The sequence below is a fragment of the Aquimarina macrocephali JAMB N27 genome (genome assembly GCF_000520995.1).
In the GTDB taxonomy this organism is placed as follows: domain Bacteria; phylum Bacteroidota; class Bacteroidia; order Flavobacteriales; family Flavobacteriaceae; genus Aquimarina; species Aquimarina macrocephali.
In genome coordinates, this window is sequence record NZ_JACA01000013.1 from 42,359 (window position 1) to 63,880 (window position 21,522).

At 31.5% G+C, this 21,522-nt stretch carries 24 protein-coding genes and 1 pseudogene; 24 read left to right on the forward strand and 1 reads right to left on the reverse strand.

Annotation, left to right across the window (positions count from 1 at the left end):
• Positions 1 to 5: 5 nt before the first annotated feature.
• Positions 6 to 593, reverse strand: a complete 588-nt coding sequence (locus Z054_RS0109550; RefSeq protein ID WP_024769849.1) for a UpxY family transcription antiterminator — start codon at positions 591 to 593, stop codon at positions 6 to 8.
• A 1,369-nt stretch (positions 594 to 1,962) separates the two neighbouring features.
• Here Z054_RS0109550 and Z054_RS32695 point away from each other — a divergent pair.
• The 24 genes and pseudogenes from Z054_RS32695 (at position 1,963) to Z054_RS32310 (ending at position 21,499) form a co-directional block, all read left to right on the forward strand.
• Positions 1,963 to 2,160, forward strand: a complete 198-nt coding sequence (locus tag Z054_RS32695; RefSeq protein WP_024769850.1) for a DUF6196 family protein — start codon at positions 1,963 to 1,965, stop codon at positions 2,158 to 2,160.
• Positions 2,161 to 2,307: 147 nt separating this feature from the next.
• A pseudogene (locus Z054_RS0109570) lies at positions 2,308 to 2,568 on the forward strand (SDR family oxidoreductase); the annotation flags it as partial.
• A gap of 604 nt (positions 2,569 to 3,172) precedes the next feature.
• Complete coding sequence (locus Z054_RS0109575; protein WP_024769852.1) at positions 3,173 to 4,405, forward strand: aminotransferase class V-fold PLP-dependent enzyme; 1,233 nt, start codon at positions 3,173 to 3,175, stop codon at positions 4,403 to 4,405.
• Positions 4,406 to 4,467: 62 nt separating this feature from the next.
• Complete coding sequence (locus tag Z054_RS0109580; protein WP_024769853.1) at positions 4,468 to 5,217, forward strand: helix-turn-helix domain-containing protein; 750 nt, start codon at positions 4,468 to 4,470, stop codon at positions 5,215 to 5,217.
• Positions 5,218 to 5,347: 130 nt separating this feature from the next.
• On the forward strand, positions 5,348 to 6,085 hold the full coding sequence (locus Z054_RS0109590; RefSeq protein ID WP_024769854.1) for a DUF3108 domain-containing protein: 738 nt from the start codon (positions 5,348 to 5,350) through the stop codon (positions 6,083 to 6,085).
• 47 nt (positions 6,086 to 6,132) lie between these two features.
• Positions 6,133 to 6,960 carry an alpha/beta fold hydrolase gene (locus Z054_RS0109595; RefSeq protein WP_024769855.1) on the forward strand — a complete coding sequence of 276 codons (828 nt, stop codon included), beginning with the start codon at positions 6,133 to 6,135 and terminating at the stop codon, positions 6,958 to 6,960.
• A gap of 10 nt (positions 6,961 to 6,970) precedes the next feature.
• Positions 6,971 to 8,797 carry a serine hydrolase domain-containing protein gene (locus Z054_RS30075; RefSeq protein ID WP_161635272.1) on the forward strand — a complete coding sequence of 609 codons (1,827 nt, stop codon included), beginning with the start codon at positions 6,971 to 6,973 and terminating at the stop codon, positions 8,795 to 8,797.
• Between the two features lie 68 nt (positions 8,798 to 8,865).
• Positions 8,866 to 9,744: a hypothetical protein gene (locus Z054_RS0109605; RefSeq protein ID WP_024769857.1), complete on the forward strand. Its 879-nt coding sequence runs from the start codon at positions 8,866 to 8,868 to the stop codon at positions 9,742 to 9,744.
• A gap of 24 nt (positions 9,745 to 9,768) precedes the next feature.
• Entirely contained in the window at positions 9,769 to 10,557 is a 789-nt protein-coding gene (locus tag Z054_RS0109610; protein ID WP_024769858.1) for a PhzF family phenazine biosynthesis protein, read from the forward strand.
• Positions 10,558 to 10,754: 197 nt separating this feature from the next.
• Complete coding sequence (locus Z054_RS0109615; RefSeq protein WP_024769859.1) at positions 10,755 to 11,159, forward strand: hypothetical protein; 405 nt, start codon at positions 10,755 to 10,757, stop codon at positions 11,157 to 11,159.
• 487 nt (positions 11,160 to 11,646) lie between these two features.
• The gene (locus tag Z054_RS0109625) at positions 11,647 to 12,309 is read left to right on the forward strand and encodes a hypothetical protein (protein ID WP_024769861.1); all 663 of its coding nucleotides are present in this window, start codon (positions 11,647 to 11,649) and stop codon (positions 12,307 to 12,309) included.
• Between the two features lie 68 nt (positions 12,310 to 12,377).
• Positions 12,378 to 13,124, forward strand: coding sequence for a hypothetical protein (locus Z054_RS0109630; protein ID WP_024769862.1), 747 nt, complete (start codon positions 12,378 to 12,380; stop codon positions 13,122 to 13,124).
• A 48-nt stretch (positions 13,125 to 13,172) separates the two neighbouring features.
• Positions 13,173 to 14,087: an NADP-dependent oxidoreductase gene (locus tag Z054_RS0109635; RefSeq protein WP_024769863.1), complete on the forward strand. Its 915-nt coding sequence runs from the start codon at positions 13,173 to 13,175 to the stop codon at positions 14,085 to 14,087.
• 136 nt (positions 14,088 to 14,223) lie between these two features.
• Positions 14,224 to 14,616, forward strand: a complete 393-nt coding sequence (locus Z054_RS0109640) for an MATE family efflux transporter (RefSeq protein WP_024769864.1) — start codon at positions 14,224 to 14,226, stop codon at positions 14,614 to 14,616.
• A 136-nt stretch (positions 14,617 to 14,752) separates the two neighbouring features.
• A complete protein-coding gene (locus Z054_RS0109645; RefSeq protein ID WP_024769865.1) occupies positions 14,753 to 15,331 on the forward strand; it encodes a Crp/Fnr family transcriptional regulator in 579 nt (192 codons plus the stop codon).
• Positions 15,332 to 15,407: 76 nt separating this feature from the next.
• Positions 15,408 to 16,301, forward strand: coding sequence for a DMT family transporter (locus Z054_RS0109650; protein WP_024769866.1), 894 nt, complete (start codon positions 15,408 to 15,410; stop codon positions 16,299 to 16,301).
• Positions 16,302 to 16,380: 79 nt separating this feature from the next.
• Positions 16,381 to 17,106, forward strand: coding sequence for an alpha/beta fold hydrolase (locus Z054_RS0109655; RefSeq protein ID WP_024769867.1), 726 nt, complete (start codon positions 16,381 to 16,383; stop codon positions 17,104 to 17,106).
• Between the two features lie 259 nt (positions 17,107 to 17,365).
• Positions 17,366 to 17,686 carry a YdhR family protein gene (locus Z054_RS0109660; protein ID WP_024769868.1) on the forward strand — a complete coding sequence of 107 codons (321 nt, stop codon included), beginning with the start codon at positions 17,366 to 17,368 and terminating at the stop codon, positions 17,684 to 17,686.
• A 78-nt stretch (positions 17,687 to 17,764) separates the two neighbouring features.
• The gene (locus Z054_RS28195) at positions 17,765 to 18,433 is read left to right on the forward strand and encodes a type 1 glutamine amidotransferase domain-containing protein (protein ID WP_035091322.1); all 669 of its coding nucleotides are present in this window, start codon (positions 17,765 to 17,767) and stop codon (positions 18,431 to 18,433) included.
• A 323-nt stretch (positions 18,434 to 18,756) separates the two neighbouring features.
• A complete protein-coding gene (locus tag Z054_RS0109670) occupies positions 18,757 to 19,323 on the forward strand; it encodes a Crp/Fnr family transcriptional regulator (RefSeq protein ID WP_024769869.1) in 567 nt (188 codons plus the stop codon).
• A gap of 138 nt (positions 19,324 to 19,461) precedes the next feature.
• Positions 19,462 to 19,878: a DoxX family protein gene (locus tag Z054_RS0109675; protein ID WP_024769870.1), complete on the forward strand. Its 417-nt coding sequence runs from the start codon at positions 19,462 to 19,464 to the stop codon at positions 19,876 to 19,878.
• 256 nt (positions 19,879 to 20,134) lie between these two features.
• Positions 20,135 to 20,794 (forward strand): hypothetical protein, encoded by a 660-nt coding sequence (locus Z054_RS0109680; RefSeq protein WP_152538518.1) that lies wholly within the window; start codon positions 20,135 to 20,137, stop codon positions 20,792 to 20,794.
• A gap of 113 nt (positions 20,795 to 20,907) precedes the next feature.
• Positions 20,908 to 21,102, forward strand: a complete 195-nt coding sequence (locus tag Z054_RS0109685; protein ID WP_024769872.1) for a tautomerase family protein — start codon at positions 20,908 to 20,910, stop codon at positions 21,100 to 21,102.
• Between the two features lie 259 nt (positions 21,103 to 21,361).
• A complete protein-coding gene (locus Z054_RS32310; protein ID WP_206538794.1) occupies positions 21,362 to 21,499 on the forward strand; it encodes a hypothetical protein in 138 nt (45 codons plus the stop codon).
• Positions 21,500 to 21,522 lie beyond the last annotated feature (23 nt).

A 21,522-nucleotide genomic window follows, 5' to 3' on the forward strand; every position in this document is an offset into this window, starting at 1 on the left:
GGTGGCTACTTTTCTTTAACTGTACAGGGACTATTTACTTTTTGTAAAATATTGGTACAAACATTAATAAACACTGTATGGTTTATTTCTTTGAGACGAATCCCAAATCTTGTTTTACCTTTTTCCTGTACCAAAATGCCTTCGTGCCCGGTTAAAGGCCCGTGAACAATTTTTACTTGCTCTCCTTCGCAAAAAATAGTTTCGACAGAAACATCTTGTTCAAGTAATAGCATTTTTTTAATAGTATTTATATCATTTGGTGGAATGACGGAAGGATTTTGTCCACATTTAATATATGTAGCTATTTTGGGAATTCTGGAGATATCATATATCTCGCTCATTTTAGTATTTACGAAAATATAGCTTGGAAAAAGTGGAGATTCTATGAGTTTTTTCTGTCTATTTTTCCAAACTTTTAATGTTTTAGTCAATGGAAGAAACGCATCATATTCTCTTGCTAAAAGATCGTTGTATACTATTTTCTCGGCACGTGGTGAAGTATAAAAAACATACCAGTTTTTTTCATTTCTTTTTCTTCTTCTCTCCAGTACCGTTCTCGGATATATGGTCTGATTAGGTTTAGGTGTATTCATTATTTAAGTCGGTTTATTAAGAGTTGATAAAATATCTTTAATCTTCTAGGATCAATTAATAAAGTTGGAATATCAATAGATCTTAGATACGTGGTTGTGGATAAATATATTTAACAATTGGACATACTTATGGTTGGTCAATTAGCATTTCCAATCAACTGATTCTTATTTGGTTTTAAAAAATCTGGTTAGGTTTAGGTGTAGCCATTATTTAAGTCGGTTTATTAAAAGTTGATAAAAATCTTTAATCTTCTAAGTTCAATTAAAGAAGTTATGAGCATCAATAGACGATTGTAGATATGCATTTTTAAGATTGGACATACTTCTGGTTGGTCAATTAGTATTTTCCAATCAACTGATTCTTATCAATTTAAAAAAAAGTAATTAATGGGGTATTGGTAATATTAAGATTCGAAAAAGTTCGAATATCACACCGGGGGTTGGTCAGTTAGCAAAATTTGCTTTTGACCTGTGTTCACTTTTTAAACATTTCTTATCTCTAATAAAAAATAAGAAACGATAATGAAACTTCACTTCGTTTTTTTACAAAGATTATTTCACCAGTAAAATTATAATGACTTTCTCACATATCTTCTTAATTTTATGTTAATTTTATAATGCGTACTAGTATAAATAACAATTTGAACACACTGCATTTTTCGAGTAGATTCAAACAACCACAAAGCATTATGAATCAATTGATTACAATTTTAAAATTCTCAATCAGCGCTCCAAAAAACAGAAAAAAGCCTATTTAGTAAGCGTTTATATTCCTAATAATATTTTGTTGAGAAGCATAATATCCTTTATCAGGATAACCATTAATGATGTTCTTTGCAAATACAAAGTTGTTTATTAAATAACAATTTACAGACTTCTGAAGGCATTCTATCCATAGTGAAACAGTCTTCAAATTCTTTGAAACTTATATTTTTAGTTTATTAGTATCGTTGAGGGATTTTTAGGTATAGTCGAAAATAATAAATTGAATTGAATAATGATGTTTATTTCCAATTCACTTAAGGTATTCGTCTGTCCAAGTGCATTTTGATTAGACATATTACTGTTTGTATATTCCTATGAAGTTGGCCCCACCTATTTTAAATCTAAAAGAAGAAAAAACAAGAAGCGATCAAGTCATTAAAGAATTTAAAATTATTGGAATTTCTATAAAAACAACCTATGAAAATGGTAATCTGCCAAAGACATAGAAATAATATGGGAGAAATTTTGGAATAATGGGTCATGGAACTTCCGTTTGCGAAATTTCTTATGAAGATGACAAACTCATTCTAAAGGAGGAATTTGAAATGTCCACTGAAAGTGGAAAAAAGAGCTTGGAGTAAACATATTTAAAGAATTATAATCAATGTATATTAGTAAAGAAAGTAAAGAGGAAACTGAAATAAGATTAATCAGAGTATTAAAATCAGCAAACTTTAAGGTTTATCAAGAACCATATTATTTCAGAGAGTTACCTTTAAATAACTTTGTAATGGACCCTAATGCATTAGCTATTGTTAGAGATGATGAGATAATCAGTTACATTCACGAATTAAGAACATAAACTGTACACAACAATATAAACTCACCCGAAATGAAAGAGCAAATCAAAAAACATTTTAGTAGATATGTTGAGTTTAGTGAAGTGGAAATAGACGAAATCTACTCAAAAGACTTTCGAAAAAAAAGATTATTTACTTAAAGAAGGTGAAATATGCAAAAGGCAGGTTTACATTCTTTAACTCAACATTTAGCTATGGAATTAGCAGATGATAATATCAGAGTTAATGTAGTTTCTCCAGCAGTAGTAAACACACCCGTTTATCACGGAGTTTTTGGAGGGAAAGAAGAAGCTGAAAAAGCATTGGAAGGCTTTAATGGATTTCATCCAATTGGTAGAAATGGTAATCCTTCCGATGTTTCGAATAGTATTTTATTTCTACTCTCAGAAAAAGCATATAGCTTAGTATAAAAGCCAGTTGCCAACAACGAGTATAATTAATTACTAATTGGAAACTGGCGCACGTCCTTTTCCGTAACTACTCATACCCAAACACTTGGCAAATTTAAAAAACTGACCTAATGTAAAATATGACAAAAAATAAGATATATTTTGCTGAACCTCTTTCTAGCAGAGCTGAAAACTCTTAAATCAAAAACTTTGATTACAAATTTAAAATATTGCTTTTAAGGCTTTTACACACTAAAGAGATGAAGATGAATTAAACAAGCCACCTTCTCAAGGAATAATGCAATTAAAAAGAAAGAAGGCTATTTTCAACTTAGATGTTAAACAAGTATTAGATTGTGATATTTAATTGTTTGTTTTAGATAGAAGGGCACCAGATGTAGGAGCCTGTAAGGAAATAGTATACAAGTAAAAAATGCCTAAACGAGTTTTTTATACTTAGATATGACTCGATTTTTGATAGAATACTTCAGTGAGTATTTATTATTCATATTTAACTTTTTATGTGATGTACATCACATAAAATTCGTGATTTACACCCTATTAAACTGAACTCAAATTCCTCAATTTTGTAATGTAGACCATTACTTAAAACTACTATTTAATAATGAAACTTGATTTAGAATTTGTACGCTCACAATTTCCCGCTTTTTCAGAACCTACTCTAAAAGGGTGGGCATTTTTTGAAAGTGCCGGAGGATCCTATCCTTGTATGCAAGTAATTAATAGATTGACCGACTTTTACATGAAAAACAAGGTGCAGCCTAATTATCCCTATCCAGCTTCTATGTTGGCGGGAGAATTGATGGAGACTTCTTATAAAAGAATGGCTGATTACTTGAATGTTCAAGATTCAGAAATTCATTTCGGCCCATCCACAACTCAAAATGTTTATGTTTTGGCAAATGCTATGCGTCCAATGTGGAAGGATGGTGACGAAATCATTGTTTCTTGTCAAGATCATGAAGCCAATGCAGGTGCATGGAGAAAATTAGCAGACCAAGGAATAAAAATTGTAGAGTGGCACGTACATTCGGTAACAGGATTGTTAAATTTAGATGAATTAGAAAGTTTATTTTCTGACCGCACAAAAATGGTTGCTTATCCACATTGTTCGAATGTAATAGGTCATATTAACCCTGTTAAAGAAATTAGCCAAATAGCTCATAAGCATGGGGCACTATCAGTGGTTGATGGAGTTGGTTTAGCTCCACACGGTTTTCCGGATGTAAAAGATCTGGGAATGGATATTTATCTTTTTTCATTGTACAAAACCTTTGGACCTCATCTAGGGTTGATGTACATAAATAATGAGTTGATAAGACAAATGGAAAATCAATCTCATTTTTTCAAGGATGGGATAACAAAGAGTATGTTAACACCAGCAGGACCTGATCATGCGCAAATTGCAGCTGCTAACGGAATATTAGATTATTTTGATGCGGTTTATAAACATCATTTTGATGAGGAAGCAGAACCTGCTCAGAGAAACAAAGCATTGAATAGATTATTTCACGAACATGAAAGAGCCCTTTTGGAGCCCTTACTTGATTTTTTAAGATCTTGTGATAATGTTCAAATAATAGGTCCTGATAATACAGAATTAAGGGCGCCAATAGTTTCTATTATCCCTAAACAAAAAAAACTTAAAAATGTTTATGAATCCTTAACAGGGCACAAATTAATGCTAGGTATAGGCAATTTTAATGCGGTTCGACCTCTTATAGATTTAGATATTCCAAGGCAACCTGGAGTTTTAAGAATTTCTTTTTTACATTACAACAGTATGGAGGAAATTAATCAGTTGTTAAATGGATTAAAAGTCGTGCTTGAGGACTAATTTTAATATGCTGTCGTACACGAATATAAATAAACGTGAGTAACAAACTTAAAGTATTGAATATGATCTACCACCAACAAAAAGCGAATGCCATTTTGAAACCCTATATCAGATGTTTTTGGTGGTTAGATAACGATTCATCAAAAAATATAGATTACACAATTTTGCCTGACGGTTTTTTTGATATTATCGTTCGCTTTGATAATTACGAATACGATAGTACAGTGCTAACCGGAACATATACAAAAGAGATTGAAGTGGCAATCCCACCAAATCATCAACTTTTCGGAATACAATTCAAATTACTAGCTGCGGAATATATATTCGGTGAAAGTATTGCTCCATTATTAAACTCCGAAAAAAAGTTACCCAATAATTTTTGGGATCTAAATATGTTAGATTTTTCCGAAAACTTAGAAACTATTGATAAGTTAAGTTCAATAATAAGTCATGAAATTGATAAGCAAAATAATCTAGACAACCGAAAACTTCATCTTTTTAGGTTATTAAGCCAAACTAAAGGCAATCATAGCGTGAGTTATTTTGCTGATAAAGTGTTTTGGTCTAGTAGGCAAATCAACAGATATTTTAATAAAATGTTCGGGCTTTCACTAAAAAGCTATTGTAATATATTACGATGTTCTGCATCATTCAAAGACATCAAAGAAGGAGATTTATTATCAAACCAAAACTATTACGACAGATCCCATTTTAATAAAGAAATAAAAAAGTATACCAATCACACTCCGAAAAACCTATCTAGCAACGAAAACGACCGATTTTTACAAATTTCTATCATACCCAACAAGTAACTTTGTGGTGTTACGAAACATAATAAACTGGGAATGGATAAAGAAGTACTTGCTTGGAAGAACAAAGGCCAAAGAGTAGATATAAATGGTCATCAAATATTTTACATAACAACAAAGAATATTTAAGCAAATGAAAAACGCACTTTACATTTTACTATTTACGATTGGAACTTATATTCAGGTATTTAGTCAAGAAACATTATTAAGTCCAATAAATAATTCAGCTATCAAAAAACTTATGAAGTCCGAAACATCGGAGATGAATTGGTTTATGATTAACGGCTCTGATAAGATGCAAATAGGAAAAGTACAAACAGAAATTCAGAAAAAAAAAGATAATGTATGCATTATAACAATGGTAAACATGACACAGTCAACTACAAAATGGATTGACAGTACCGTTGTTGGAATACAGAATTTTGAGCCTAAATATCATTCGTCATACAATCAACAAAGAGATATGGTATTAAAATTCGGTAAAAAAATTACTGGTTATTATTTAGATAAAAAAACAGATACCAAAACAGAAATTGCTGAAGAGCCTAAAACCTCTTTTTTTGATAGCAATTTCTATCCTCAATTAATAAGATTTCTTCCCTTAAAAGATTCATACTCAAACACTATTTCAATTTTTAACTATAATCCCACAGCCGGAATAGGCGTGATTACTGCAACAATTAAAAATACAGAAGAAACGACTTTTAGTTTTAATGGGAAAGAGAGACAAGTTTGGAAAGTTGAAACTACCGATGATATTTCAAACAACACTGCCATAATTACCTATTACATTGACACGTCAACTAGAAAAATATTCAAACAGGAAATTGATTTTGATGGCAGAAAGATGTTGATGGAATTAATAGAATAGCGGAAATTTTGCATCAATAAAAACGAGTTGGCAGTAAGATAAAATGAATGAAATTAATAATAAAAATTATCCAAATTTTCTCAAGTAAACTAGTTTCAAAAATTGCTTATAAGTTTATGAGTAACCCAAGAACTAGAAAATTAAGGAAATCAGAAGAGAAAGTTTTAAATGAATCATCAATAAATAATATAAAATATTTAAACTTTGAAATCACCAAATATGAATGGGGTATTGAAAATACTAAAATAGCCCTACTTGTTCACGGTTGGGAAGGTCAAGCAGGCAATTTCGCATCGGTAATAAATGTGCTTACAAAAAACAACTATAAAGTTATTGCATATGACGCACCTTCTCATGGCAGAAGTTCAAAAGGTAGCACGAATATGTTTCAATTTTCAGATTTCCTAGAAACTGAAGTTCTAAATTTTGAGCCTCATTTAATCATTAGTCATTCTTTTGGAAGCGTTAATACAGCAACTCTATTAAGGAAAAATCCTAGCTTAAAAATCCCTTTATGGATTTTGGTAACTACACCGCACAGGTTCATTATGAGAGTCAATGAAATGTCCAATCATTTTGGATTAAATTCCAAAACTAAAAATGAATTAATCAAACGAATTCAAAATGATACTCAAGAAAACATAAATCAACTTGATATGGCAATCTATTGCAGTGAATTAATAAATTTAAAAAAAGCAGTAATTGTTCACTCAAAAGAGGATAAAGTTTTACCAATTGAAGGAGCAAGAAATGTTTCAAAATCATTTAATAATTGCAGTATGATTGAATTAAATAATTTAGGCCATTATGCTATTTTATGGTCAAAAGAACTAAAAGAAATTATAGATAAGAATACTACTGCCAAAAATGTATAAAAATAAAATTATGAAAAACAGTATCTCAATCCTTTTCATCATATTTCTTTTTCAGTCATGTGCCAAAAAATCAAAGATTGATACGACCAGTAATTTAATTAAAAAGGTGGAAGCTGGTATCCCAAATCGATCATACATAGCAGGCGATTCAACATGGACTATAGAAGAACGTATGGAACACTATGGGGTTCCAGGTGTTAGTATTGCTGTAATACATAATGGCAAAATTGCGTGGACTAAGGGTTACGGTGTCATGAATAAAGAAGATGATTCTCCAGTGACCGAGCAAACACTTTTCCAAGCATCATTACTTAGCATGCCTGTAACTGCATATGGTGCATTACGTCTTGTAGAACAAGATAAAGTCACATTAGATGAAAACATTAACAGCTATTTAAAATCCTGGCAATTACCAGACAATGAATTTACTAAAGAAAGGAAAGCCACCATAAAAAATCTTTTGAACGGTACTTCTGGAATAAACCTTCACGCCATTCCAGGATATAGTACAGATGAATCTGTACCAACACTTGTAGAGGTCTTAAACGGAATTTCTCCGGCAAAAAATGAGCCAGTTACCGTAAATAAGGAGCCTGAACTTGATATTTTGGCTGGAGCTTATACGATCATTCAACAAATGATGATAGATATTGAAGCTGAAAAATTCCCAGAGCTTATGGATGAGTTGGTTTTACAACCTTTAGAAATGAGCAATAGTACGTTTAACCAAACGCTTTCTTCGGAACAATTAACGATGGCAGCAACGGGTTATTTAACAGATGGTTCTATGGTAAAAGGCAAATGGCATACCCATCCAACAATGGCTGCAAACGGATTATGGACAACTGCAGAGGATATTGCAAAATTTATTATTAACATACAGCAAACCCTAAAAGATAATAGTAATAAAAGCTTATCAAAAGACATGACGGCACAGATGTTTACAACATCTGGATATAAGAGTAAATATTGGCCAAATTTTAAATATGGACTAGGGCTTAGTATTGAGAATAAGAAAAAAGACATCTACTTTGGCCATCACGGATGGAATAGAGGATTTTTTAATTTAATGACAGCTCATAGAGACAAAGGCTATGGTGTGGTTGTGTTAACCAATTCCACTATTCCAGCTTTCAATCATGAAGTGATTCGCTCTGTTGCCATGGCTTATGAGTGGGATAATTATGTTCCGGTACATCAAAAGATGGAAATTAAACAGTCTTTAGTCAATAAAATTACGGGAAGATACATGGAAAATGGTAGGGTTGTAGAAGTTTTTCAAAAGGACAATCTTCTATTCACTAAAAATATACTTGACGTAGAAGCAGAAGAATTAGTCAAAGTATCGGATAGTAATTTTGTGAGAAGAAATTCCAGCCGACTTATCCAATTCAATCCAAACTCTGAGAATGAAAAACTCAATTTGCTTTACATAAATGCAAACAATGGAACAATAGCTTCAACTTTTGTCAAGATGGATACTGATAAAAAAGAACCCGTGGAATTTCTTCTTGAAGGTGATTTTGAAAAAGCACTTAAAGCATATAGAACCTTAATTGAAAAGGAACCTGCTTATCCTACAGCTACTGAAGACTATTTAAATAATCTAGGGCATAGTTTTTTTAATGAGGGTAGAATAGAATTATCACAAGACATTTTTAAAGTGAACATGATGCTCCATCCAGATAGTTACAAAGTATACGATAGTTATGCAGAAGCCTGTATGAAAGCAGGAGAAACTAATTTGGCCATTTTAAACTACTCAAAATCACTTGAATTAAATCCTCAAAATAAAAATGCCAAGGATATGCTTAAGGAATTACAAAAAAGCGAATGAAACGAACTTTTAGAAAATAGCAATTAACAAATTGTCACTAAACATTTATAAAAATAAAAATTTAAACAATGAAAAAACTACATTTTATTTTGACACTTGTATTTGTACTATTATTAAATGCGTGCAATACTAAAAAACAGAAAGTAAACGATTCTGATTTTCCACTCTTAGAGAATCCCTTTTTTGCACAAAAACCACCAGGTTTAATTCCTGAAGCTTTTGCTCCTGGTATTGTTTCTATAAAGCACAGCGATCAAGCAACTGCCTTTTCACCCGATTTAAAAGAGATTTATTTCCGTAGAACTGATGAAGAATTAGAAAAGCATGCGTTGGTTGCCATTCAATACAAAGATAATCTATGGACCGAGTCTTTTGCGGTACCCAATGGGGGCGAGATTTCTCCTAACAGTAAGATTATGCATATAGGAAACGAATATAGAGAGCGAACCCCTTCTGGCTGGTCAGAGGTGAAAAGTCTTGGCGCACCGTTTGATTCTATTCCCATTATGCGCCTTACGGCTTCATCTAATGGAACTTACTATTTTGATACGTCACCCTTTTACGATAAGTCAGCTGCAGTAGGAAGTATTCGTTATTCACGACTAATAGACGGCATACATGAAAAACCGATAACATTGGATATTGATATGGAAACAAGGAAATTCCACCCATTCATAGCTCCAGATGAATCCTATTTGATCTGGGATGTTCAAGAAAGAGAGGGCGGATTCGGTAAACTTGATATGTATATTAGTTTTCGTAAGAAAGATGGCTCATGGGGCGCTGCAATTAATTTAGGAGCTCAAATAAATACAGAACTCTCAGAAGGATCTGGCAGTGTGACATCAGATGGGAAATACTTTTTCTTTACACGGTTTCTTAGTAATGGCAAGAAAAATACAATGTGGGTAGATGCTCGGTTTATTGAAGCACTCAGATCCCATTAACTACTCATTTAAAAAAATCAACCTATGAAATTAAAATATTATCAGATAGATGCTTTTACTGATAAAATATTCAGTGGAAATCCAGCAAAAGTCGTACAACTAAATGAATGGTTAGAAGATGGATTACTTCAGAATATTGCACGAGAAAATTCAGTTGATGCAACTGCTTTTTTTATTGATAAAGGAGACAATATTGAATTAAGATGGTTTACGCCTGACTTAGAACTTGATTTATGTGGACATGCCACCCTTGCAACGGCTCATGCACTAACAACAATTTTAGGTTATGCCAAAGACAGAATAACTTTCAATACCAAAAGTGGACAATTGTTTGTTTATGTCAAAAATAACTTATACGAAATGAATTTACCTGAAAGGAATCCTATTGAAGCTGAATTGCCAAATTTCATAAAAGAATCTCTTAACAAACAACCTACAGAAGTTTTAAAATCAAGAGATTATATTTTAGTGTATGAAAACGAAGAAGATGTAAGAAATATTAGAATAGATAAAAACACGTTTGACAAGGGAAATATTGACCCAGGAGGCGTTGCAATTACAGCTAAAGGGAATCATTCCGATTTTGTATCAAGATTCTTCATTCCTCAAGCAACAATATTTGAAGACCCAGTTACAGGTTCTGCTCATGCTTCATTAACTCCCTATTGGAGAAATGTATTAAATAAAAAAGAAATGTCAGCAATTCAGTTATCGACTCGAAAAGGAAAGTTGTTTTGTACCAGTAAAGAAGACAGAGTCTTAATAGCTGGAAAAGCTAAAACGTATTCTGATGGGATAATAAGAATAGAATAAACTGACTACAACAATTTGCATATGCACCTTTCGGAGTGCAAACGCATCATACAAGAGATGTTATAAATGGGTGTCAAAATCATGATGTCCATTTATAAAAAATGTGATGATAAAATTCGCGATAAGATTCATTATGATTAAAAGTATACAAAGAATAAAAGATTTGAAAGAACAATTAACAGATTAAAAATATAAATATGAACACAAAAATAGTAATGACCTCAAGTGCCATACTCTTGGCGGGTATTGGAATCCTGCTTTCATTTTTACCAAATGAAGTAATAGAATATTTAAATATAGAATCAAATATTATTACAATACTCTTTTTGAATTTATTGAGCGCATTATACTTGGGTTTTGGACTATTAAATTGGATGGCAAAAGGAACGCTAATAGGTGGAATCTATAACAAACCAATTGCAATTGGAAATCTAATGCATTTTGGAGTCGGCGCAATTGCTTTGGTTAAAGTTGGTTTAAACATCCAAACGCATTCAGTAATTGTTATTTCACTTACTGTGGTATACTTGATTTTTGCGGTTCTTTTTTTCTATATATTTAGAAAGAATCCGACTAAAATGGGAAAGAAAAAGCAACCATAAGCAAAAAACACACCAGGCGCTTTATACAAGAGGTTATTTGTATGTCAATATAAAAAAAAGGGAAATAATGAGTCCGAAAACTGCTATTAAAATAATGTTATGGATGCTTATAGTAATAATACTTTTTCATTTAAGTATTATTCTAAAAATAGTTCCATATGAAATAACTTGGGGCGGGAGGCTTAAAACTGACGCTGAGATATATATTTTTGAAACTATTTCGATACTAATAAATCTTTTTTTATGTGCCACCCTTCTTATTAAAGGGGAATATATAAGAGAGTTTATATCAATGAAAATTATCAATATTACGTTATGGATCTTCTTAGTATTATTTGTATTGAATACTATTGGAAACATATTGGCTAAAACTAATTTCGAGAAGTTTTTCACTCTGTGGACACTAACTTCTGTAATTCTAATTTGGATAATTCTATGTGAAAACAAATGCGATAGACTTAAAAAGTACCTTAACACCTAATAGAAAATGACAAACTTTAATGTATTATTATTAATTATTTTGGGAACAATTTCATGTTCAAACCAAAACAATCCTAAAACTACTATAGATGATGGTGTAAGTCAGAACTCAATAACTTACCAAATATCAAATCCAACTGTTTTTAGTAACGTACCTGAACAAGTCGAGAAATCCAGTTTTAATACTATCAGTACTAAAAAAGGTTTTATAACATCTAAATTCACTTCCAATCTTGGTAAATTTCAAGATGCCAAAAATTTTGATTTGAACTTGCAAATCACAAGGCAAACAGAGAACCCTCTCTTTGAAGCAGGTTCTTTTAATTTAGCAGGACCCGAAATCATAATAGAAGCTCTTATCTCTCCGAAAAACAAAACATTTGCAGTTGTTAATGCCATCAGTATAAAAGAGTATGATATACAAAAATCTTTAGGCAACTTGAATCAACTCAAAGATAAATTTGTTTTTTATGAGAATTCGAATAATAAGTTGATTATTGAAAAGGTAAAAGACATAAAAAAAATAAAGAATGTTCCTGGTAATGTAAAAATGGGTTCTCAACTATTAGAAGGATATGCTTTAATCCATTTAATGGAAATAAACTCTAATGAAGTTTTCTCTATAAAATTAGATTTTAGCATGATCAATGATATTAGAATAAGAATATGATTTACAAAAATATTACATATAGGAATTACACTATTATCAATTTTGTTTTAGCCTAAGAATTAAAAATAATGAAAAAAGCACCCCTATTCATAATTATAATATTATTCACAAACTGCTCTATACCTAGCGAATATGATTCTCACATGAGGAGTGTTTCCGAAAAAGGATATGGGGTTATAGTTACTAAAATAACTCAACATGATAAACTTCAGGTACCTGTTAATGCAGTTACAGATACTATTCGTATGTATCCTTCAATACCTGGATCATATGATAATACTACTTCATTGCGAAATTCTAAACAAATCCCAAAATCAAAACTTCCTAATTACTTAACATTTGAATATCAATATATTCAAATGTGTGATTGTGCCGGAGTTAGTAAAAGTAAAACAGTAAATTTAATTTACATCGGAGATAGTTTTTCAAGAGAGAAGGGAGATATTGAAGAAGTAAGTCAAGAAACGGCAGATTTCTATTTAAAAAGAGGTAAATCAGGCTTCACTTTAGCTTCACTGTCAAATAAAAAATATAATGAAGAAAATATTTTAAAACAATATGAGAAAGAACTTAAAGTTGCCAAAGTTTATTATCAAAAATATAAATGTAAAACACAAATACTCATTGATGCATTAAAGTTCACTAAAACCGTAGATTTAAGACCCTATAAAAACTCAAAAGAAATAAAAAAATTCAGAAAAAGAAATAGAACTGCAGCAGGTAGTTATTATACAACAAGAATCACCTATCAGTTCTATGATAATGGCGAAATTAAATTAGCTTTAGAAAATTCCACCACTAACCCGTGGAAATAACTTTTGCTAACAACGCTGACTGTTGCACAACTAAAAAAAATAGTAATTATGAAAGCAATAATCGCAAATAAAAAGGGGATCGAAAACATAGAAATAAGAGAAATAGACATCCCAAAAATTCGACAAAACGAGGTACTTATAAAAATAAAGGCTATAGGTGTTAACCCGGTAGATTGGAAAGGTGTTGAAAGTGGTGAATTTGGAAGTTCTTATATTTTAGGATCTGATATCTCTGGTATTGTAGAAGGAATTGGAAATAAGGTTACTAAATTCAAAAAAGGGGATGAAGTAATAGGATCATTAGATTGGAATAAACAAGGTGCATATGCTGAATTTGTTGCTAGTGAAGAAAGGTTCCTAACAACCAAGCCTAAAAATTTGACATTTATAGAGGCAGCTGCAATTCCTATGGCTAGTCTAACCGCTTGGCAAGGAATTTTTGATAAATTAGGGCTTTCTAAAAATGAGAAAATAGTAATTCAAGCAACTGCTGGTGGTGTTGGTCTTTTTGCCTTGCAATTTGCAAAATGGGCTGGAGCATTTGTAATCGCAATAGCATCAGAAAAAAATACTGCCTTTTTAAAATCACTAGGTGCTGATATGGTTTTAGATTATAATAAAATTGACTTTTCTGAAACCTTGGAAAATATTGATGCTGTTTTTGACAGTGTTGAAACCGCAGAGGAATCATTCAAGATCTTGAAAAAAGATGGAAAATATGTAGGAATATCCTCATTATCTACTCCAATTTCAAAAAAGCTTATTGCTCAATATGACGTGACCGCGACAAAATATTTATTTAAATCAAATAATAAGCAACTAAAAGAAATTGTAATGTTAATTGAAAATAGCGATATAAAAATATTTATTGACAAGGTTTTTTCGTTTTCAGAAGTAAAAAAAGCTCTCAAATATCAAAAAAATGGACATTCAAGAGGTAAAAACATAATTGTGCCTGATTAAACTACTTTGGTGGGATTGCTTTAAATGCGTTTTATTTTAGACCAAAAACCATAAAAAGGAAACAGGTTCAACTGAATAAATTGATAGCTCAACTAAAAGGCTTAAAAGAACAACTAACAGATTAAAAAAGATAATTATGAATACAAAAGTAGTAATGACTATAAGTGCCTTGTTTATGGCAGTTATTGGAGCCCTGCTTTCATTTTTACCAAATGAAATATCCAACTTTCTTAATATTGAACCCAATAATATTACCATACTATTTTTGAAAATACTGAGTGCCTTATACTTCGGTTTTGGACTATTAAATTGGATGGCAAAAGGAACGCTAATAGGTGGGATTTACAATAGACCAATTGTGATTGGAAATCTAATGCATTTTGGAGTTGGTGCAATTGCTTTGGTTAAAGTTGGTTTAAACATCCAAACGCATTCAGTAATTGTTATTTCACTCGCTATAGTGTACATAATTTTCGCAATTCTTTTTTTCTATATCTTCAGAAAGAATCCGACTAAAACGGAAAAGTGAAAATAAGAAACTATTGCCAATAGAATTTAATGAACAAGAATAATTAGAAATTAAAAAAGGTGGTCATAGAACAATAATTGTACAAATGATACTTCTTACTTTCACATCGTAGATTAATTAACTCTAAAAATTAAAAGTGTATCAAGAACTAGAAAAACACATAAAAAGTCACGGAAAAATAGGACAAAAAGAATTACAGCAAATAACTGCCTGTTTTAAACCTTTGAAAACAGATAGAAATGAAATGCTGTGTAATATTGGCCAAACATGTAAATATTTTTATTTTATACGTAAAGGCTGCCTACGAATGTACGAGATTGATACCAAAGGAAATAAAGTTACAGGCTATTTTGCATTAGAAGACAGTATAATGTCTGCCATAACAAGTTTTGTTTTACAAAAACCTTCAAGAGATTTTTTAGTATCACACGAAGCTTCAGAACTATTAGTGATAGGTAGAGAGGATTTTTTTAAGTTAGTAGATACTGTTCCACAATTTGCAACAATATATCATCAATTTATAGAATTTGCATTTATTCATTCACAAATGCGAATTTATAGTTTTTTAGGGATGGAAGGAATTGACAAACTTAAATGGGTTATGGAGCACGAACCGAAATTACTGTCCCGTATTTCGAGTAAAGCAGTTGCATCTTATTTAGGCATGACTAATTCTACGTTGAGTAAATTACGAGCAAAATTGAATAATATGTAAATGTTGTCATAACACAATTTCTATTGCTTCAAGTATCTTTAATTTCTCATCTTTATACTTGTAAAGTATTTAATCTATGAAAGCAGTACTTTACTTAATTCTCGCAACTATTTTTTTAGGGCTAAATTTTCATTTAGCAAAAATAATACTACATGAAGTTAACTTTATTGAAGCTGGTTTTTGGCGCTTCTTATTTGGAGTTGGAGCATTAGTTTTTTTAGGATTTAAAAAATTGCCTAACTCACAATTAATCACTAAAAATATAAAGGGTATTTCTTTAACAGGGTTCGTCGGTCTCTTTGGCTTTAATATATTTTTCTTTCTAGGATTAATGAATAGCTCTGCTGTTAACGCAGCTCTCATTGTAAGTTTAAATCCTGCGTTAACGATTCTTTTTTCACATAAAATATTGAAAACATCCATTAAAAAAACACAAGTTCTTGGTGTTTTCATTGCTTTTATGGGAGTTACGTATGTCATCTTAAATGGGGAAGTTACCAACCTCAAAAACCTTCAATTTAATTATGGAGATATTCTCATATTAATTGCTAATGTATTTTTCGCACTACATCATGTTTGGGTTAAAAAATATGGCACAACAATTTCGAATTTAAATTTCACCCTTCTAACAAGTTCTTGTTGTCTAATAGGTTTCTTAATGCTAATACCAATTAGTGAAATGGAAGTGATTACAACACACACAAACGGTTTTTGGATGGCTACATTTGGAATTGGGTGTTTGGGAACTGCTCTAGCCTATTTTTTATGGCAAAAAGGAGTTAAAATTACTGGAGCAGATAAAGCAGGGATTTTTATGAATATTGTTCCTTTGTCAGCAGCAATACTCGCTATCTTTTTTAACGAAAGCTTACATACGTATCACCTTATTGGAGGCTTTATTATTATTCTAGGAGTGCTCATTACAAGAAATAAACCCTCCAAATCTAAAATTCATAAACCGTTGTCATAAGACAACATTTATCATTTCAATACTTCTCAAATTTGCTTAGTTGTTGAACAATGAAGTTCATCATATCAAAATATAAATTATGAGCACGTCAAAAACATTTTTATTAATTCATGGAGCTTGGGAAGGTGCTTGGGCTTGGAAAGAAACAACTCAATTTTTAGAAAGAAAAGGTAATAAAGTGATTTCTATAGACCTTCCTGGTCATGGAGATGATATAACACCAATTTCTGAAATTAATTTAGACCTTTATGTTAATAGAGTTAAGGTGGAATTAAACAAATTTTCTGCCCCAGTTGTTTTAGTAGCCCATAGTTTTGCCGGTTATGTAATTTCGAAAGTTGCAGAAGAAGTACCACAAAAAATAGAAAAGTTAATTTTTATTGCGTCTGCGATTCCTTATAAAAGTAAGCCAGCCATTAAAATATTTGAAGAAGATAAGGAAAGTGAATTTATTGCCAACTTAATCTTTTCTGAAGACCAAATTAGTGCAACCATGAATAGAGAAACCATTAAAAATATCGTTTTTGGAGGCGCAACTGATTCACAAATTGATGAGGTAATACCTCAATTAGTGGAGCAAGCAACAAAACCTTTCTTTGAAATTGTGGAGACTACAGAAAAGAATTTCGGTAGTGTTTCTAAGGCATATATCGAAACAAAACATGACCGCGTATTAAGTTTAACTGCACAAAGAATGTTACAAAAAGAGACTGGAATTACAGAATCAGTTCTTTTGGATACCGGTCATGTTCCCCTAGTAACAACACCTAAAGAGCTTGCGAATGCTTTGATAGAAGTATCCTAATTAAATTAGAACATTTGTTTTGAGTGAGCTTACTTATCTAATTTATTGGTTAGTAGGCTTACTAATTTATAATCATCATGTGTATTTGACATATTAAATTGCCCAGTTACAAAATCCTATAACTAGTAAAATAGAAGATTGATGATAACATAATGTCTCTTAAACCATTGTCATAAGACAACTTTTAAATCTTCAATACTCATCAACTTTGTATGGTCATTTGGCAATTCAGCTAGATGATTAAAAAACATAAAAAAACATGAGTGAGTTAAAAAAAGTTTTCGTTTACACAGAGTTGCAAATTTCGGTTCCATTTACAGAAGTTCCTTGGAAAAAAATTAATGAAGGAATTAAAAAACAAGAAGGTTTTGTTAGAAAAACATGGCTTTCAGGTTTAAATTCTAACACGGTAGGTGGTTTATATGAATTTAGTTCATTAGAAAGTGCTCAAAAATTCGCATGGGACTATTTTCCAAATGAACCAAGAGCTTTTGGCGTAAGCTTTCAAACAAAGATTTTTGATGGGGAAATTGTGGAAGACGCAAGTAGAGACATGAAATCACCACATTATAACTACTAATCTATAATAGTATTAGATAGAGGAAACTCTAGTTTTTAGACTAGAGTTTCCTCTATTCTCAATTTAAAAAAAAATTAAATGAAACATATACTCTTTATTGTGACCAGCACCGATATAACTGGTACAGGGAAACACCCTGCTGGATACGAATTTTCAGAAATTGCCGATCCTTATTTTGAATTTATTAATGATGGATACACAGTAGATTTCGCAAGTATTTTGGGAGGAACCCCACCATTTGTAGGCTACAATTCGTCCCAAAAAATCAGCAAGAAGTTTAAAGAAAGTAATGGATTTAAAAGACTGAATTTTAGTCATAAACTAGTTAATGTAGACATTGATGCATATGATGCTATTTTCTTCCCAGGCGGTCTCGGATTAATGACAGATATGGTCGATAATCCATTGGTTAAAAAAATCATTAAAGAAACCTATGAAAATGAAAAAGTTATTGGTGCAGTATGTCACGGACCAAGTGCTTTACTCAATGTTATTCTATCAGACGGTAGCAACTTATTAGAAGGAAAAAAAATTAACTCGTTTACAAAAGCAGAGGAGGATATTGATAAGCATTTATTAGGAGATGTAATCCCGTTTATGCTTGATGAAGAATTGATAAAACAAGGGGCAATATTTTCGCATACGTCACCTTTTGAATCATATGTTGTTGCAGACGGAAGCATAGTGACTGGTCAAAATCCAGCATCTGCATCATTTGTAGCCATTGAAATGATAAAACTACTATAAAAGAAATTAAATAATCAAAAGTATTATTTATTACCACATCTCATATTGATTTAGTTAATTCGGGATTAAAAAGGGAGGTGACTTGAAGAAGAGTAGCTCTATATCAGGCGTTTTAAAAATTGAAGAAGAATATAACCACTTCTGGCTAGATTACTTTTCATCAAAAGTCAATAAATATAAAATGACTAGAAAAGCCTTCAGTATTCAATTGAAAACAACTCAGATAGCCATCTAATTTGCATTTGATGCCAATTCTATTCAAAGATTTCAATATATTGGCCTATATAAATTTTACTATTATAGAATGTAAACCCTCTATTAAAATGGAATTACATCCACTAAAAATACATATTGATGAAATTGTTCCTCTCACAGACAAGGAGTTTGACTATATCTTAGGACACTTTACCGCTGTAAATAAACGGAAAAATCAGTTCATTATACAAGAAGATGATCTAGTTGATAAAGAATTCTGGGTAATTAAAGGTTGTTTAAAATCCTATTTTTTTGATAATACTGGGAAAGAACATATTTTGCAATTTGCGATGGAGAATTGGTGGGTGACCGATTACGATGCCTTTACTAATCAGAAAGTAGCTAATATTTCTGTAGATTGCATTGAAGATTGTGAGCTCTTATATATAACTTATCAAAACCGTGAGAAGCTCAAAGCTGAAATGCACAAAATGGAAAGGTTTTGGGCAAAAAAGACAAAATTGGGTTACATCGCACTTCAAAATAGAATTCTTTCCTTACTTAAAAACACAGCAAAGGAACGCCATGACATGTTTTTCAAGAAGTATCCTGAACTCTTTCAACGTGTTCCTAAAAGATTAATTGCCTCTTATTTAGGCGTCTCTCGTGAAACCTTGAGCAGACTAAATGATTAGCCTTCATATTACTGACAAAAATTTAACTTTCAAATTAACGTGACTTACCTCACACAAATATTGTGATATAGCTCCTATAAGATTAACCTCTTACTTTTCAACTTTGCATCATATATAATTTTAATCTAAAAAGAAAATATGAAAGCATTAAAAACAGAAAAAAATAGTGATATAGGGTTATTATTGCTCAGATGCACTGTTGGAATATTGATAGTATTTCACGGTATTGCAAATATGAATTCCAACTACGCTTTCATTAAGAGCTTACTTAATGGTATTGGAATGCCAGAATTTCTGGCATATGGAGGTTTTATAGGAGAAATAATTGCTCCAATACTCATTGTAATTGGTTACAAAGCACGCTTGGGCAGTTTAATTTTAGCTTTCTTTTTCTTAGTTGCTATTTTACTTGGGCATAGTTCCGATATTTTTTCTCTTAATCAGTTTGGTGGTTGGGGAATCGAACTTCAAGCCCTCTATTTCTTTGGTGCAATCGTAGTATTCTTTACAGGCGCAGGAAAATATGCCTTATCTATAAATTCCAAATGGGATTAATTTTTTTAACAAGGTGTAAATAATACTACTTACACCTTTAGTTATCTTTCCTCTAATTCCATTTGCAGCAATGAAAAAATGTTTCTTTTTTTTATGCTTGACGATTGTTTGGTCAACTTGTACTGCCCAAATAACAAAAATTGATATTGATGACAATTTCACTCTGGATAGAGTTTACTTAGGATTGAACAGTTCGACCGGAATTAAACTTGACGAGTTAAGTAATACAAATTTCGTCTCATTGCAGACCGGTATTATGATAAGCAACAGACTGAGTCCAACATTAAAAATACGGTCTTTCGGTGCTATGCGTCTTGAAAATAATGAAGAAATAAGCGGTTTTAGTGCTTATGAAATCATCATTACTCCACATAAAAAATTAGCAATTCACATAGGGGCAATGACTACCCCGACCACAGAGTTAAGACCAAATCCAACAACGTGGCAGAGTCAAGTAGAGACAAATGCCCAAGCGAAGATAATCGGTGGGCGTACGGGAATAAAATTACGCTATAATTTGAATTCAAAATCAGCGATTTCCTACGGTGTTTTTAATCATAGTGGAGTATTAGCTCATCATGTAAAATTTAAGTACGATAAAGTAAGTGTTGCGGGTTATATAGAATCTGATTTTTTCTTTACCGCAGTAGAATATCAATCAAAAAAAATCAATACAACGATAACATATCTGTACAATAAAGAACTATCGGCATCGCTCTTTTATAATTTTTCAAATCAGTATAGTTTATTATTGGATTCCGAATATAATTTCCTTACCGAAAGAGTAATCAAAACCAATATTGGTCTAAGGAAATACTATGCAAGTAAAAAATTGCCTATTCGAGGTTTTTTTGTACTTAGTTATGACCCGGTTTTTGATAAAATACTTCAGGGAGGGTTTATGATTCATATTTAATTTATTTCTATGTGATATACCTCACATAAAATTCGTGATTTACATCCTATTAGACTGAATTCAAATTCTTCAATTTTGGAATGTAAATAAATAATAATCTGAATAGAAAAGTTATGCCATACATAAATATTAAAGTTACTGATGAAGGGTTGACAAAAAGACAAAAGCAACAATTAATTGCAGGAGCAACTCAATTAGTTGTTGACATACTAAATAAAAATCCAGAAACCACGCACGTAGTAATTGATGAAGTGCCACAGGATAACTGGGGAGTGAGAGGGAAACAATATTCAGAACTTAATAAATAAATATAGAAAAATAATGAAAAACAAAACAGTAATTATTACAGGTGCATCATCTGGAAATTGCAAAACACTTTATTGAAAAAGAGAGCAATGTTATAATGAATTCTTCAAATGAAGAAAATTTGAAGAAAACCTATGAAGAGTTCGAGTCTCCTTTAAAATGCTTTCTATTTGGCCGGAGATATAAGCAAGCGAGAAACTGGACAAAAATTAGTGGCGCTGGCCTTGGAAAAATTCGACTCAGCTGATGTTCTGATTAACAATGCTGGTCCATTTACTGAACAGAATAGGAGAAGTAAATGAAATCGCCGAAGCAGCTTACTATTTAGCCAGCGCCGACTTTATAACAGGAGAAACTATTAACTTAGCAGGAGGTCACTCCGTTGGTCACGCTATCTAAAAAAATCTATAAACAATTAGACA